This is a genomic window from Microcoleus sp. A003_D6 (genome assembly GCF_036702825.1).
Classification (GTDB): domain Bacteria; phylum Cyanobacteriota; class Cyanobacteriia; order Cyanobacteriales; family Microcoleaceae; genus Microcoleus.
The window spans coordinates 1-16,111 of sequence record NZ_JAUBWA010000137.1 but is presented as its reverse complement, the minus strand read 5'-3'; the positions used below and the strand labels follow the sequence as shown (position 1 = coordinate 16,111).

13 protein-coding genes and 1 pseudogene are annotated in these 16,111 nt (G+C 46.8%); 6 read left to right on the top strand and 8 right to left on the bottom strand.

All coding sequences use genetic code 11. The features are described 5' to 3' along the window. Positions 1-259: 259 nt before the first annotated feature. Positions 260-493: a hypothetical protein gene (locus QUB70_RS27215; protein ID WP_190662685.1), complete on the bottom strand. Its 234-nt coding sequence runs from the start codon at positions 491-493 to the stop codon at positions 260-262. Positions 494-685: 192 nt separating this feature from the next. On the opposite strand from QUB70_RS27215, the gene QUB70_RS27210 reads away from it, so the two are divergent. Next, entirely contained in the window at positions 686-2,806 is a 2,121-nt protein-coding gene (locus QUB70_RS27210) for a flavin-dependent dehydrogenase (RefSeq protein WP_332984642.1), read from the top strand. Positions 2,807-3,464: 658 nt separating this feature from the next. Here QUB70_RS27210 and QUB70_RS27205 read toward each other — a convergent pair. The 5 genes from QUB70_RS27205 to QUB70_RS27185 all read right to left on the bottom strand — a co-directional run bounded on the left by QUB70_RS27205 (position 3,465) and on the right by QUB70_RS27185 (position 7,891). Beyond that, the gene (locus QUB70_RS27205; RefSeq protein WP_332984640.1) at positions 3,465-4,676 is read right to left on the bottom strand and encodes an RNA-guided endonuclease InsQ/TnpB family protein; all 1,212 of its coding nucleotides are present in this window, start codon (positions 4,674-4,676) and stop codon (positions 3,465-3,467) included. Between the two features lie 211 nt (positions 4,677-4,887). Continuing rightward, positions 4,888-5,262: a nuclear transport factor 2 family protein gene (locus tag QUB70_RS27200; RefSeq protein WP_332984638.1), complete on the bottom strand. Its 375-nt coding sequence runs from the start codon at positions 5,260-5,262 to the stop codon at positions 4,888-4,890. Positions 5,263-5,303: 41 nt separating this feature from the next. Further along, positions 5,304-6,635: a hypothetical protein gene (locus tag QUB70_RS27195; protein ID WP_332984637.1), complete on the bottom strand. Its 1,332-nt coding sequence runs from the start codon at positions 6,633-6,635 to the stop codon at positions 5,304-5,306. Between the two features lie 274 nt (positions 6,636-6,909). Beyond that, a complete protein-coding gene (locus tag QUB70_RS27190; RefSeq protein WP_332984636.1) occupies positions 6,910-7,572 on the bottom strand; it encodes a (2Fe-2S) ferredoxin domain-containing protein in 663 nt (220 codons plus the stop codon). Positions 7,573-7,645: 73 nt separating this feature from the next. Continuing rightward, entirely contained in the window at positions 7,646-7,891 is a 246-nt protein-coding gene (locus tag QUB70_RS27185; protein ID WP_332984635.1) for an Asr1405/Asl0597 family protein, read from the bottom strand. Positions 7,892-8,246: 355 nt separating this feature from the next. Here QUB70_RS27185 and QUB70_RS27180 point away from each other — a divergent pair, with 355 nt between their 5' ends. Further along, positions 8,247-8,795 carry a Dps family protein gene (locus QUB70_RS27180; RefSeq protein ID WP_332984634.1) on the top strand — a complete coding sequence of 183 codons (549 nt, stop codon included), beginning with the start codon at positions 8,247-8,249 and terminating at the stop codon, positions 8,793-8,795. A 147-nt stretch (positions 8,796-8,942) separates the two neighbouring features. Here QUB70_RS27180 and chlP read toward each other — a convergent pair whose 3' ends face one another. After that, positions 8,943-10,163: a geranylgeranyl reductase gene (gene chlP, locus QUB70_RS27175; protein WP_332984633.1), complete on the bottom strand. Its 1,221-nt coding sequence runs from the start codon at positions 10,161-10,163 to the stop codon at positions 8,943-8,945. A 163-nt stretch (positions 10,164-10,326) separates the two neighbouring features. Beyond that, the gene (locus QUB70_RS27170) at positions 10,327-10,587 is read right to left on the bottom strand and encodes a hypothetical protein (RefSeq protein WP_332984631.1); all 261 of its coding nucleotides are present in this window, start codon (positions 10,585-10,587) and stop codon (positions 10,327-10,329) included. A gap of 76 nt (positions 10,588-10,663) precedes the next feature. Between QUB70_RS27170 and QUB70_RS27165 the strand changes: the two genes are divergently transcribed. From QUB70_RS27165 to QUB70_RS27150, 4 genes and pseudogenes are all read left to right on the top strand, one after another. Next, a complete protein-coding gene (locus QUB70_RS27165) occupies positions 10,664-11,056 on the top strand; it encodes a hypothetical protein (RefSeq protein WP_332984630.1) in 393 nt (130 codons plus the stop codon). A 26-nt stretch (positions 11,057-11,082) separates the two neighbouring features. Continuing rightward, a complete protein-coding gene (locus QUB70_RS27160) occupies positions 11,083-11,475 on the top strand; it encodes a hypothetical protein (RefSeq protein WP_332984629.1) in 393 nt (130 codons plus the stop codon). A 9-nt stretch (positions 11,476-11,484) separates the two neighbouring features. Next, on the top strand, positions 11,485-11,892 hold the full coding sequence (locus tag QUB70_RS27155) for a DUF6575 domain-containing protein (protein ID WP_332984627.1): 408 nt from the start codon (positions 11,485-11,487) through the stop codon (positions 11,890-11,892). Positions 11,893-12,951: 1,059 nt separating this feature from the next. Further along, positions 12,952-16,035, top strand: a pseudogene (locus QUB70_RS27150) (ATP-binding protein); the annotation flags it as partial. Between the last annotated feature and the right edge of the window lie 76 nt (positions 16,036-16,111).

Here is a 16,111-nt window from a genome sequence, read left to right as displayed (position 1 = left end):
TTTTTTTTCTTGTGGAATGGGCCGGAGAGCCCGTTCCAGAATTTGATTAAAAGGATTTTTGCAAGAGGTCTATTAAATTGGTATGAAACTTAAACTATCTTGAAACGCATCTGCGTTGATCGGCGGTTTCCCGATCGACGATTTATGCAATAAGTCTATAATTTTTACTCGATCGCAGATTCTACCGGACAATCTAGCTATCATCAGCTTATTGTCGTCGGCTCATCGCATTGTGAAGAATGCTTTGGACGTGGACAATTTAGGGCAAATTGTTCCAAGCTTGAGCCACAATGTCGCTCAGCCATAGCCTCTGAGCAAAATCGAGCAGATTGTCATCGGCGAGTACCTCAGCCTTCAATTCATCCAAAGACTGAGATCGCGATCGAGCTATTTGAATCACACCCGCGATCGCCGACGCCACCAATTCTTCATTCAGCGGCTGCTGTCGCAAAGCAATCATTTCTTGAGGATTCGTAGGAATGGGATAATTCATAGGAGTGCATACCGAAAAGAGTAGATGTTCAGCCGCTGGGGACTAACTGAGAACAAGAGCGATCGAAAACTTAAAAATCTGAGAACATTGTAAACTTATTTAAAACTCAATAATTATTCGGGAGTATAGCCTACTTTGCTCCCTTGTCAACTCCCCCATCTTATTAATTTATTCAGAATTGAGACCCTAATCATGCAAGAAATTCTTTATCTAGAAGTCCCGACACCCGATACAGCAGCCGTGTGCACTTGGTTGCAGCGCGAATTCGATCCCGGAATCGGAGAAAAAATTATTACTCCTGACGGCTTTCGCCTGCTTTCAAACGTAACAACAGCCGAGGTTATGTTGTCGGGTACTCAAAAGGCCAATCCCAAACCCGCATTCGCTGACACCAATTCAGGAAACCGCAATTGCCGATCGACAGAACTTTCGGTCTTTGTCTGGTCAGTGCAGCGCACAACTTATTTAAAAGTCTTTCGTCTAGAAGACGCGCCCGCTGGAGAAAGAAAGTTCCTGCAAACTCTGAATCTTGCGGTGAGAAACAAGTTTCCCGATCGCTACCCCGATCCCCCTGTCATAGACCTCTCCAAACAGTCAATTTTTGAGGCTCTTGCCCCCTATTACCCCCTCACCGTCAAATACTTCCAAAAAATGCCTCAAGGCGAATACGACCTCAAGCGCGTCTACTGGTGGGAACAGCGCTGGCGCGAAGGCAGTCGCAATCCTCAAAAGCCAAAACAAGTAGTGTTTTTGAAGGAAGAGGGAAGAGGGAAGAAGGAAGAAAGCACAATTCCCGTGTCTGATTCTGGCGATACTTTTTACGACTTAATTTATATTGGCGGGGCCTTGGGAGTGATTCACGCCGCAGTCATGGCGAAATTGGGCTACCGAGTGCTGCTAGTTGAGCGAATGCCTTTCGGGCGGATGAATCGCGAGTGGAATATTTCGCGGGACGAAATTCAAAGCTTAATTGATTTGGGTTTATTTACAGCAGCGGAAATCGAAAGTTTGATTGCCCGAGAATACAAAGATGGCTACAACAAGTTTTTTGATGCTAACAATCCCCCCGTTGCTAAAGCCCCAGTTCTGCACACGCCGAAGGTGCTAAATATAGCTTTGGATGGCGAGAAACTGCTGTATTTGGCGGGAGTTAAGCTGACAGAAGCTGGTGGGGAAATCTGGGACGAAACTGAGTTTGTTAGAGTCGATATAGAAGTAGAAAAAGTAGTATTTCAGGGCTGCCACTTGCCGACAAAAGCCGATCGCACTGCATTAGGACGGCTGCTGGTGGATGCAATGGGTTCGGCTTCTCCCATCGCTTGGCAATTGAACGAAGGGCGGACTTTTGACAGCGTTTGTCCGACAGTGGGAGCAGTCATCGACGCAGGATTTGAGCCGGGAGTATGGGATTCCGAGTACGGGGATGTGCTCTACACTCACGGGGACATTTCCCGCGGGCGCCAGCTCATCTGGGAGTTGTTTCCCGGCGCCGGCACAGAACTGACAGTTTATCTATTTCACTACCACCAAGTACATCCAGAGAATCCCGGTTCTTTGTTGGAAATGTACGAGGATTTTTTCGCAATTTTGCCGGAGTACCGCCGCTGCGATGTCGATAAATTGGTGTGGAAAAAACCGACTTTTGGTTATATTCCCGGGCATTTTAGCCGCAACAGCAGCGATCGGGCGGTGGCGATCGATCGCCTGATCTCGATCGGCGATGCAGCATCCCTGCAATCTCCCCTCGTTTTCACCGGCTTCGGCTCCCTCGTTCGCAATCTTTTCCGCTTAACAGACCTTTTGGATACAGCATTAAAGCACAATTTGTTGACTGCAAATCACTTAAACCAAATTCGCGCCTACCAGAGCAATGTTTCAGTAACTTGGCTGTTTTCTAAAGGCATGATGGTTCCTACCGGGAGCAGTTTGCCCCCTCAAAGAATTAATTCAATTCTCAATACCTTTTTCGGTATTTTGGCAGCACAAAAACTCGCCGTAGCCGAAACTTTTATTAAAGACAGAATTGACTGGCTAACTTTCAATCGACTGGCGATCGAAGCAGCCGGAAAAAACCCTTCTCTCCTGCTGTGGATTTTAGATTTTGTCACCTTGGGGGATATTTGGCGCTGGCTGGGAAGTTACTTGAGTTTTACTCTGCTGGCTTTGGCCAGTTGGCTGTTCGGATGGCTACCCCGCTTCGCCCGCAGCGTACAGCCTTGGTTGGAACCCCGGTATCCGGGTGTTTGGCTGTGGCTGTTGACTAGCAGTTATGCTCTCACCTACGGCATAGGAAAGGGGAGAAAAGAGTTTTGAGTTTTGAGTTTTGAGTTTTGATTTAGATCGAGTCCGCGTCAATAATTCTAATTAAGTTTGTAGTGAGGACTGAATTCCTAAAAGTCCTAAACGGCGCACGCAAACAATTTTATTGTGAGTTATTAATCGGCCCTCGATAAGCTATTGTGCATCTAGATTGTGTATGGCGATAGAGAGTCAGATTGGGAGAAAAGGAGAAGGGGAGAGAATTTAAAGATTTTTGACGACCGTCAAAATATACAATTTAAATGCACAACAGCTTATCGAATGTCGATTAACTCAAACTTAACCAGCCAAAAACTGTTTCAACTGTCAATTCTAATCAGTCAGTTCTCTTACAAGTAAACTGGGCGTTGCTGATTTACGGTATGCAAGGCAAAATATGCAAGTCATAGAAACCATTTTCGACACAGTTTCTGGATTTTAAAATTATTTTTTCATACCCTGATTAAGCAACGCCGTAAACTGGATAGGAGACTTTTACCGATTTATCCCCAACCCAAGCCCAATTAGCTGCCTTTTTGGTAATTGGTAAGTCTGAGAAATTACCAATTACCAATTACCAACTACCAACTAGGGATTCCATCGGTCACAGCTTATAGAACCCATTTGAGATATTTTAGGGCGATCGCTAAAACTTGCTTTGACACTCCCCTGCCTAAAGGCGAGGGGATTCTTGTTTCGCAGAATCGACTTGCCGATGCAGAATTACTTCAACATCAGTAGCGGTCAATTCTCCACAAGCGTTCGGATCTAAGATCCAAGTTCCGGTGTGCCCCACCGTACTCAATCCCCGACTCAGGATATTTTTAGCGGCGTTCCAATCACGATCTAATACGCATCCACACCGACAAGCATGGGTTCGCGTTGATAGACTTTTCTTAACAACCGTTCCGCAGCTAGAGCATTCTTGACTTGTTCCATTGGCTGGCACGGCAATCGTAATTCTTCCGAATACTTTGCCAAAATATTCCAGCCAAACTCGAAACATATACCAAGATGCGTCGTTAATCGACTTCGCTAGACAGTGATTCTTCACCATGTTTTTAATCCTCAAATCTTCGTAGACTACACAGTCGTTAGACTGGATGACGCATCTTGCCAATTTCACGGCAAAATCCTTACGCTGTCTACTTATTTTGAGGTGGCGTTTTCCTAGAATCACTCTAGCTTTTTTTCTGTTTTGCGAACCCTTGACTCGTTTTGAAACTCGTCTTTGGGTTCTTTTGAGTCTGCGCTCTCCCTTGCGGAGGAAACGTGGATTTTCGACGGCAAAGCCATTCGAGTCTGTGTAGAACTCTTTGAGCCCCACATCTAACCCAATGGTGCTGCCCGTGACTTGTATCTCCTCAGAGCGGTCAACTTGAATCGAGAACTGGACGTAATATCCATCTGCTCGCCTTACCAAGCGCACCCGCTTGATTTGACTGCGCTGATAGAAATGTAAGTCGCGGGTTCCTTTTAATTTGAGCTTTCCGATTCCTTTCTTGTCTGTAAAAGTGATGGATTTACGGTCGTCAGCCAGTTTCCAGCCCGTAGTCTTGTATTCGACCGAGCGGTTGTCGTGCTGAAACTGCGGAAAACCCTTTTTTCCTGGGATTTTCTTTTTGCAGTTGTCGTAGAATCTGGCGATCGCAGACCATGCTCTTTCTGAACCCGATTGTCGAGCCATGCTGTTCAAGTCGTCGCAAAACGAAAATTCCTTAGCTAAAACAGCGCTGTACTTATTCAAGTCGTATTTATCGACTTTTGTGTTTTCCATCCAAAAGCGCAATGCTTTATTGCGGATGAACTGCACTGTTCTAATCGCTTCGTCTACAGCTTCAAATTGCTGCTTTTTACCGTATGCTTTGAACTCAAAAACTAGCATGACTTCGACCTCATCACGATATCCTTATGCTAACGGTGTTGGCTTAAGTCTGCCGGATTGTTCACAAAACTTTACAAGCACAAGTGTCTGGCATATTGCCTGTACTGCGAGAAAGCCGTCCTAGAAGGACGGGGTTTTAAACCCCATTTTTTGATAAATTTAGCTGCATAACGGACTCAAGCTCAGCGACCGGAGCGCAGTGTTAGGCGACCTAGCCGGATGATGGAAGTGAACAGACTTCCATGACTTGAATCAAGCCACGATCGATGGTGAAGCGATGACCAACATGCTCATCAGCAACCACGCTTCCAGCCAGATCGCGCACGACTTGGTGCACATCGACCAAAATCCGCCCGCCCTCCTCTGGGTGAAAGGCACTCGGCTCCACGTGCGGATCGATCTCGCTCCATTGCTCCGTCCAGTAAGCGCGGACTTCTTCATGTCCACGGACAAAACCGCCTTTGAACGCTCGCGGCCAAGCCACGTCCGCAGTCATGAGGGCGAGGGCGGCGTTGATGTCTCGCGCGTTGAAAGCAGCGTATGCCGCGCGTAACAATTCGATTTCTGATGCCGGTTGATTTAACATAAATATCTCAAATGGATTCTATAAGTAGCAACCTCAGTTCGCTATCGAAAACTCGGCAATTCAATTTCAGCTAGCGATCGGCGTTTTTTAGAAGACCGCAGCGGACTGGCAATCAAGGTCAGCCAGTCGGGTTGTGCGACTGCTGTAGATTTGGCCGCACTCGATCGCACTTCTTGAATGCCAAAGGTTTCAACGGAATTCAAAATTTGAACGACCCTGGCCAATTCTTGGGTGCCTAATTTGATAGCAGTTTCGGGTTCAGACTCAGCCACCGGCAGTTCAGGTTCCGCAACCGCTGGAGCAGAGTCTGTTGCCGGCTCCTGAGTTTGGTAGGTTTCGCTCTCCTGCAATTGAATGCTGGATACTTGGGCTAATTTGTTGAGTTCCAGATGGGCTGGGGCTTCAGGGTCGATCGCATCTTCAGCAGCCGCTACATCTGGATGCTCTTCAGGTTCCGACCAAGGTTGGACAGGGGAAGCGTTGAAGGCTGGCGGCAGCGGAACATGAGAGCTTTTAACCGCCGCCAGCAAAGATTCTAATTGCTTGTGGGCAGTATCCTCCGCATTGTCAGGCGGCTCGATAATCGGCGACTTGACGTGCGGCATCTCCAGACTTCTTTCCAAGGCAGCTTTGAATTGCAGGGTGTGGCGCTGCTGGCGGTGCAAGCGCGATCGAAGTTCCCTGCAAATATTTTCTGTGGCTACTAGCTGGTGTAATTGTTCGTTGTAGCGCTGCACAGTAGACGCACATTCTCGCTCGACAGCCGCTAGCCTGGTTTGGCTGGTTGCTAACTGACTTTTTAAACTCTCGACAAAAATTTCTTGACCTTGGAGGGTTTGATGGGAAACTTCCACTTTGCCAAACAGCCGCGTCAATTGTTCTTGAGTGTTTTCGAGTGCGGCAGTCCGCTGTTCTAGCAAACTTTCGCGCTCCTGCAAGGTTTTTTGGGACTCTTCGAGAGCTGTTTCTAGCTGCGCGATGCGCTGCAAAAGGTCGCGGTTGCATTCGTGGAGCGCTTGCATTAAGGTGACTGGGGTCGATCCTTTGCCCTGACGCTGTTCGGCATTCCCAAGCAGATTTTTTAGATTCTCTGAAATCGGGGGCGAGCCCGCCTCGGTAGGCTGTGTCTGAGATTGCGAATTGTTTGTTTCAGCTTTTGCAGGAATTGCATCTACGCCGATCGCGTTGGGAAAATCTACTGTTTGCCAGTCTTCTTCTGGCTGTTGGGGAGCCCTTGCGGGAGTGTCTGCCGGATGGGGGGCGATCGGCTCAAAACCCCCAGCAGCAGCAAAATTTGACTGCAATGGTTCGGTATCGGATGGAACAGCAGGGTGCGGTTGGTGCTGATTGGCTCGAAGATCAGCTTCTGACATAGCTTTTTATCCCAATAGTCACAGGGTCTCAGATACAGTCTATCCTTAGATATTCTCCAGAAGGAAGCCCCTAAGCGATAGTTTCTGTCATTTTTCCTGTTTTTTCGGACAATAGCCTCTGAATCGATTGGCGCGATCGAACTACAACCCGAACTCAAATTAGGGCGTAAGATGCGCCTGCGATCGCCCTACAGACGCGAGTTTTTGGCCGCCAGTCCTATTAAAATAATTTTTCCCGATCTCTAACGCACTGTTTCGGTATCTGTGCGATCGCCTACGCTTTAACAACGGCAAAATGTTTGTCAATGATTGCTGGAACCTCTGTCGGTGCAATGCGGCTGTAGCGAGTTTTGTCCGGCATCACAACTATATTTGGGCCCGCTTTGCACTGTTTGAGACATCCGGTTCCCTGTACTGTCACTTTGTCTTCTAAACCGCGCGCATTCAAAGCATTTTCTAAAGCTTTGCAGACTCCTCCAGCGCCCCGCTTCTGGCAGTCAGATTTCTGACATACTAATATTTTGGTTTGGGTTTTGGCCGGAGCTTTTACAGTTTGAGCTACGGTGCCAGAGGTGACTTGGGTTTTGCCGATCGCGCGATCGTCGGATGTCAATACCGCAGCAGGTACACTGGTAGAGTCGAGCTGTTCGGGCGAGCGATCGTTATGCCCCCGAGCCAGAGTAACACTGCGAGCTTTAAGTTTTATTTTACCGTTTTTCAAGTTGAGTTCTTTCTCACCGACAACTTGAACTCTCAATCCGGGCGTCAAAACAGGCGCTAAAAATGACCGCAATTCCTTGGAAAGTTTAACAAGAAATTCTACTTTGCGATCGCTGCTAATTCGCAAATATTTAAGTTTGCAGCCATCTTCAACAATCAGGCTAAGGATTTCTCCCTCTAAGCTGAATTCGGAAACTTGCTTGCCAGACTTATACATTGTTATAACTCCTTTAAATTCGTTACATCCCTTACATCTTGTACGCTGCTCGTTGCCGAACTTCCTTCTATCTTTAGCCCATTTGCCAGCAGCACTCCAGCCACTGCACCAGTTCACCCCGAGGGGCACTGACTTGCCTCAACACGCTCATTAATTGAGCAGCTTGTTTGACAGTGTTGACTTTTGCCCGCAAAGGTTGGTCAACCGCACACCAGCAGGGAATTTCTAGTTCTTGCAAGCGTTTGTAAACTTGCCACCTATCTAGCCAACTAACTTGCACAATGTCACAAACTTCTAATTCTGGATCTGCTGGATTCATTTTTTGACAACAGTAATAATTTGCATTAATTTTTACCCTGACTGGTAGCGGGCAGAAGTTCAAACCCAGATTTCAGAAGAAAGTCAAGGATGGTCAAAAGCCCTTCCTGAAAAATTCTGCCTTCTGCCTTCTGCTTTCTGCCTTCTGAAGGTTCGCCCCACTTTCAGGAAGCGTTCAGAACTAGGATCTTTTTAAAGCATAACCCAACTGCTAATTATTCTCAATAGGTTTATAAAAAAATTTTCCTACTCTATAAAATCTTCCACTATCGAGGCAGACCCTGCTTGACTGCTAAATTGAGAGTGCTAAACTGACTCAACAGGCAACAAAACTGCCTATTGAGAGGAGAACACACATGGCTGAGACTCAGAGTGCATTGAGACCGTTTGGCCACATAGCTGAAAACCCAGTTCTACTGGAACATTCAGTCACAGCACCAGTTTGTGAAGGGATGAACGCGCTGCTGGCCAGTTTTCAGGCTCTATACCTGCAATATCAAAAACATCATTTTGTGGTGGAAGGGGCAGAATTTTACTCCTTGCACAAATTCTTTGAAGAAAGCTACGGAGAAGCTCAAGATAGCGTCCACGAATTAGGCGAACGCTTGAACGGATTGGGCGGCATACCGGCGGCGGGTTTTAGCAAATTAGCCGAACTGTGCTGTTTTGAACCGGAAGCCGACGGCGTGTATTCCTGCCGCCAAATGCTGGAACACGATTTGACAGCAGAGCAAGCTATTATAGGTTTGCTGCGCCGTCAAGCAGGACAAGCAGAAAGTTTGGGCGATCGAGCTACGCGCTACCTCTACGAAAAAATCCTGCTAAAAACAGAAGAGCGGGCTTATCACATTTCTCACTTTCTCGCCCCCGATACTTTAGTTCAGTTGAACTTGAACTTGAACTAACAATTCTTTTTCTTTCTCTTCCTTCGCGCCCGTGGCACAGGCGTCTCGCCTGTGAATTTTCACGGTTCAATATCGTAGCTCTAAAAAAAGCGAGCAGTTAGAAAACTGCACGCTTTTTTTATACAAAGTGCGCTTAACCGCAGGAAATTAAGGCGCTAAAGCATTGCCGCGCAACAAGCTACCAATGGTTTTTGCGGTAATCTTCATTTGGATGAAGGGATTAGCCGGTACCACGGTTTTATACAAGTAGCTATCGAATGTGAGTTTCTGCACGTCGCGATCGGCGCACATTTCCACAAAAGCTTCGCGAGTCGCATCGGAACGGTAGAACACGCGCTGCAAAATGTCAAGAACTTTGTAAGTAATGCCGTAGGCTTTATCCCACCGCTTCAGATAAAGCTTGATTTCCTGTTCGGTAGGAATCCGCGTGCCCTGCTGAGAAATCTCCACAATCGTTTCGGCGCACATCCGGCCAGACTTCGCAGCAAAGTAAATTCCTTCGCCCGAAGACTTGGTAACGTAGCCAGCGGCGTCGCCTACGAGAGCAACTCGGCCGACAACCCGGCGGGGACGCGGATGTTCCGGGATCGGGTGAGCTTCCACTTTAATAATCTCACCGCCGAGGAGTTTTTTGGCAGCGCGGGCGCGAACTCCTGCTTGCAGCTTTTTAATGCTGGCTTGATTGACTTTCATCGTGCCGGTACCGACGGCTACGTGGTCGTATTTGGGGAACACCCAAGCGTAGAAGTCGGTAGATACGTCGTCGCCGACGTACATTTCGGCTAAGTCTTGGTAGTAAGCCATTTTATCTTCCGGCAGGCGGATGCGTTCTTGGAAGGCGATCGCATAATTGTAATCGCCAGCATCGATCGCCTTTGCTACGCGCGAGTTTGCGCCGTCGGCCCCAATTACCAAATCCACTTTCAGAGTTTTCTGAGTTCCCACGGCGGTGCCGTCGGAGTGGTCGGCATAGTGGAGAATGTAGGGGTCGGTGTTGTTGGAAGGAATGTCTAATGTGTGAACTGTGCCGTTAATCAGTTTGGCACCCAACGAAGCGGCCCGATCGCGCATGAAGCCGTCGAGCACTTCGCGGCGGCACATACCGATGTATTCGTGGGCGTTTTCAATATTGATATCCACCTCGACATTGGAGGGGGAGATCATTTTCATTTTTCTGACTTGGCGGTCTATGATGCTTTGCGGCAAGTCAAATTCGCTGACCATGCACAGGGGAATTGCCCCGCCACAGGGTTTGGCATTGTCTAATTTGCGCTCGAATAGGTATGTTTCGATGCCTGCTTTTACGAGTGTCTCGGCGGCGGAAGAACCCGCAGGGCCTGAACCTACTACTGCAACCCTTAGTGTCAAAGCTTTTCTCTCCAGTTTTTTTCTATAGGCATTACTCAGGTGTGATGGTATCACGGAGTTTCGATGCGGTGGGGGTATGGGGGAGAGATTTCAATGAAATGAAACAGACCTTAACAGTTCGATACGAAAATCGGGTTTGAGGTGTTGGTTGCGATCGAATATCTTAAATCTTTAAGCGCAGATCGAGGCGGATGAACGCTGATGTGCGATGCACTATTTTCTTAGAACAGGCAAGATGCCTGTTCCACAAAGATTGAATTTTCTGCTTGTGGGGAGTAGGGGTTGGGCTTCTAGCCCGCCCGGAACAGGCAAGATGACTGTTCCACAAAGATTGAATTTTTTGGTTGTGGGCACTCAGCAACAGGCAAGATGCCTGTTCCACAAAGATTGAATTTTTTGCTTGTGGGGAGTAGGGGTTGGGCATCTTGCCCGCCCGGAACAGGTTGGAAGCATTGCAATAAGTTACATTAAAGTTACTTGCACTTATATCTAAAATTCTTATGCTCGGTAATTTTCAACAAAGCCAATTGCGGATTGAGATTGAAGCTTCGGAAACAGCGATTAGGGACAGCTTGTTGCGTCCTGTGCAATTGCAGCAGTGGCTGTGGCCGCAGCAGTTGTCTAGCGGTTTGCCGGAAGAATTTTCTCAAGGTTTGACGTTTACGAGTTGGTTGGGCCCCGTGGCAGTTCAGCATCACGTTGATATTGCTGAGCCGAATTGTCTGCGGCTGTTGCTGAGTCAGGGAATTGACGGCTTTCACGAGTGGTATTGGGGCGACGGTTGGGTGCAGTCTCGGTTGGAGGGAGTGTCGCTGTTGCCGCTGAATTTGGGACAAACGGCTAGTTTGTTGCGGCTGCGCCAGTTTTTGGCGGGGAAGGGTAAGGCGAAGTAGAGCAACATCATCTAAGAGCTTATCAAATGCAGTGGGCCGATTGTTTCCCACCTGAGTGCCCGCCAAACGACGCTAAAGGGCCGTGCGATCGAGTTTATCGCCTGATTCAACAAGATTCTGCAACGGCTGATGATTTTTTGACAGTCCGCCAACTTTACCCAAATCGGCAATTTCCTGACAGCGAAAAAGAATGCCGTTCCTGTGCTCTCTCTGTTTTTACCTCAAGAGATGATGTGACAGTTAACCGCAGAACTGGTCGGTTTAAAAATATGAAAGTTGCTGTGGCAAATTTGACTCCCGATTCAGGACGAATCAAGCACACTCCCTCACCGGGTACTAAGAATTCTCACCACAGTTGGTGGGTTCCAGTTAACGTTGAAGCCTTGACTTTATTTGAAGCTGTTGATGTCACTGAGTGAGGTATAGTTATGAGCCTGCTTCCCGAGTCTACTCATTTAGGCAAATTGGAAATTATCGAGGTTTACGAGTATTACGATGTACCGTGCCTATTTGCTTGCCGAAATGCGTCAGAACAGATATTTCTTGCAGCTTGGGCAAGTCAAATAAAAGAAATGGGAAGATGGCTTTATGTTCCGATGTCTATAAGTCGATTTAAACTGGTTCGGTCTGGAAGTATTGATATACGAGATGCTTTTTTAACCGCTGAAGATGGTTTTGTTTATGAAGTTATTATCCCCTGCGACGATAGTTTTGACAGGGTGATAGCTGTTTCTTGCCAAGAACTAAATGATGAATGGCTTCCTATGGCTGGTGAATTGCTTGATTTTGGGAACGAACCTTTGCCGGCATTGTTTCAAAAGCAAGAGGTGAGTTGATTTTTTGGCAGTCCTGCATAGCAAGGAAAAATCCTAAATATTTTTAGGGTAAAAAGCGTTGCAATGATGGATACATACCAGAATATCCCCGCATGATTGGAGAGCTTTGTAGATTAGGACAGACTCTTTTTTACAATTTATTACAATAGCGAGATATGCTTTGCCTCAGCGTGCTATTGAATCTTTCCATCTCAGAAGTTTTGCCCGTATCTTTCCCGGCAGATTCGTGTCCCTGGCGAGGCCAAACTTTTTTATAGGCGGCAAAAACAATCTGTATAATAGACGGCACATTGTCTGTCAACTACTGGCAGGGAATCCGACAAACCTTTAGCACCCATTTTAACTAGACTTCCTATATATAGCCATCGTAAATCATTTCTGAATTTCTTACTCCCTCCCCGAACTCGCGGGGAGGGTTGGGGTGGGGTAAAAAATTTACGACTCATGTAGGATTGCTGTAAACCGCTATAATTTCTTTGGTTAAGGCATCAATTGGCAGCTCTTTCCACTACTTGTTCCCCTTATTGCCTACAAACGACTACATTTCATCATGTTGGATCGTTTGCTTGCCTTGGTTTTTTGACTTTACGTGAAATTGCCGGGGGACTGATGCTAATGGTTGAAAAACAGATAGTATTGCAACCAGCGGAGGTACACACCCGTGACTTTAGCAGATCCTGCTCAAGATATTTTTTATTGCTAAAGCTGAGCTGTCAATTCTTTTGTTTCTTCTGAAATCGGTTCATGTGTGAGGTTTTGAACAAACAGCCTCTGACAATCTCTTAAAATTTGGCTTATCGCTAGTGGGTGGGAGGCTTTTGAACGATGTTTGGACAAACGCAACGGGGAAACTTTATGGAAGTGAGAATTTACGTGGCTTAGATACGTCGCATTATAACTCCTTACCCTTACTCTGCCAGGCTACCTGAAAGCCACGAGCTGCCAAAAAACTAACAGTGTGTTATAAACACATAATTTGTTCCTTTCTCAAGCGCTATTTTTGACACAGCGAACCGGGTGCGTTTTGACTTCGCGTTAATTTTTACCATAAAAATAAATATGCTCTCCATTCCAGGCATTGCCGTCCAGAAGCTGCTTTACGAAAGTGCCAACTCTCTGGTTTACCGGGCTCTTCGGGAAGCGGATCGCCAACCGCTCATCCTCAAACTGCTCAAAGAAAGCTACCCCACACCTCAAGAATTGCTACGCTACCGCACCGAATACCGTATCACCCGAGAACTGAAAGAGGCGGGAGTCGTGCAGGTTTATGACTTGCAAAAATACCAAAACAGCCTCGTGATGTTTGTGGAGGACTTTGGCGGCGAATCCTTAAAAATATGGATGCAGCAGCGGAAGTTTAGTCTTAAGGAGTTTCTGCAAATTGCGATCGCCACAACTCAAATTTTAGGGCTAATTCACAGCGCCAATATTATACACAAAGATATTAACCCTTCTAATATAGTATTCAATCCAGCGACAGGAGAGATCAAACTAATCGACTTTGGTATTTCCACTCAGCTAACGCGAGAAACGCCGAGCCTGAAAAACCCCAACGTTTTAGAAGGAACCCTCGCTTACATCTCGCCGGAACAAACCGGCAGGATGAATCGCACTCTCGATTACCGGACTGACTTTTACTCCCTCGGTGTCACCTTCTACGAATTGCTGAGTGGAAAACTGCCTTTCGAGACAGAAGATGCTTTAGAGTTGGTTCACTGCCACATTGCCAGACAGCCAGTTCCTCCGCAGGAAATAGAGCCAAAAATTCCCCTAATTATCTCGCAAATTGTCAGTAAATTGATGGCAAAGAATTCAGAAAACCGCTATCAAACTGCCTTGGGACTAAAGCACGATTTAGAAATATGTCTGGTTCAATTACAACAAACTGGTAACATTGAAACGTTTGCCTTGGGAACGCGGGATATTACAGACCGTTTCCTAATTCCCGAAAAATTATACGGTAGAGAAACTGAAGTTTCTAGTCTATTAGCTGCCTTTGAACGAGTCAGTACAGGTAGCGCCGAAATGATGCTAGTCGCTGGCTTCTCGGGGATTGGTAAAACCGCAGTAGTGAACGAAGTCCACAAGCCGATCGCCAGACAGCGTGGCTATTTTATCAAAGGCAAATACGACCAATTTCAGCGCAATATTCCCTTCAGTGCATTTGTGCAAGCATTTCGGGAATTGATGGGACAATTATTATCAGAAAGTGATGCTCAGGTACAAACATGGAAAACCAATATTCTCACCGCAGTAGGTGATAGCGGGCAAGTCTTGATCGAGGTAATTCCTGAATTGGAACGGATCGTTGGCGCTCAACCGAATGCACTAGAACTGTCGGGGAGTGCGGCCCAAAATCGGTTTAATTTGCTGATGCAAAAGTTTGTGCAAGTATTTACCACCGCCGAGCATCCCTTAGTGATGTTTTTGGATGATTTGCAGTGGGCGGATTCGGCATCTTTGAAATTGCTACAACTGTTGATGGAAGATAGAGGGCATCTGTTAGTATTGGGTGCTTATCGAGATAACGAGGTGTCGCCCGTTCATCCGTTTATGTTGACGGTGGATGAGATTGTGAAGTCTGGAGCAGCGGTGAATACGATTACGCTGCAACCGTTGAGTTTAGCGGATCTGAATCAGTTGGTAGCAGATACGCTGATTTGCGATTTATCTTTGGCCGGGCCTTTGACAGAATTGGTTTATGAAAAAACTCAAGGTAATCCCTTTTTCTCGACTCAATTTCTCAAGGCGCTGTATGAAGATGGCCAAATTAGCTTTGACTGGGATGTCCAACATTGGCAGTGCGATCTTGCCCAAGCTAGACTTAGCCATGCCTCGGATGTGGTGGAGTTTATGGCGGCACAATTGCAGAAGTTGCCTGCCAAAACTCAGGATGTTCTAAAATTGGCGGCTTGCATTGGAGCGCAGTTTGATTTAGAGACATTAGCAGTAGTCAGCGAAGAATTACCAGAAGAAACGGCATCAGCGCTATGGAAAGCCTTGCAAGAAGGACTTATTTTACAGATTGCAGAAGGCTATAACTTCGCTCAAGCAGATGCTCAATCCTCTAGTCAGTCTGTTGCTAATCCAACTTATAAATTCCTACACGATCGCGTCCAGCAAGCGGCTTATTCATTGATTCCCGACAACCAAAAACAAGCCACTCATCTGAAAATAGGACAGTTACTGCTACAAAGTTCTTCCGAGATAGAAACAGAAGAAAAAATCTTTGATATTGTGGGGCATTTAAATCAAGGAATTGAGTTAATCCATCAATTAAGTGAACGCTCAGCCTTAGCCCAACTCAACTTAGAAGCCGGACGTAAGGCTAGAAATTCTACCGCCTACGCTGCGGCAAATATCTATCTGCAAATGGGAATTGAGCTACTGACACCTCAATGCTGGCAAACTCAATATGAATTGACCCTAAATCTCTATGTTGCTGCTGCTGAAATTGCCTATTTGAATGCTGACTTTGATGGTATGGATCGGAGGGCAGCACTGGTTTTGCAAGAAGCTCAGACAATTTTAGAGCGAGTTAAAATTTACGAAATTCAAATTGCCGCTCAGACAGCCCAGAGCAAGGTGTTAGAAACGATCGCAGTAGCAAGAGACGCACTCTTACAATTGGGGATTGAACTCCCTGCCGAACCCGATGAAGCCAAGATTGGCAAAGCGCTACAAGCCCTTGGCAGCCAACTAAGCGGCAGCAAGATTGATGAACTGGTTGACCTACCTGTGATGACAAATCCGCAGACTCAGGCAGCTATGCAACTGTCTGGTATGTTGTTTCCACCCATTTTTCAGGGAATGCCCGGTTTGCTGCCCCTGCTGAGCTCCACGATGGTGAGTTTATCGCTCTCCTATGGGAATGCACCCGCATCGACAGTGGGTTATGCGATGCACGGAATGGTGTTGTGTGCCTTTTTGGGAGAGGTGGAAACGGGCTATGGCTTTGGGCAATTGGCACTCTCATTGCTCGATCGGTTGAATGTACCCGAATTCAAGTCCACAGTTCTACTTTTGTTTGGTGGCTGGATTCAGCATCGCCAAGAATCTCTTTTGGCAACGATACCGACGCTGAAAGAGGGCTATAGGTTTGGTATGGAAACAGGCGACTTTGTAGACGCTGGCTACAACATCTGGACAGTGAAAAGTTCTGTATAGCCCAGAGGGTGTCGCTTATGGGGCCTCAAAAAAAATGGACCGGCATAAAACC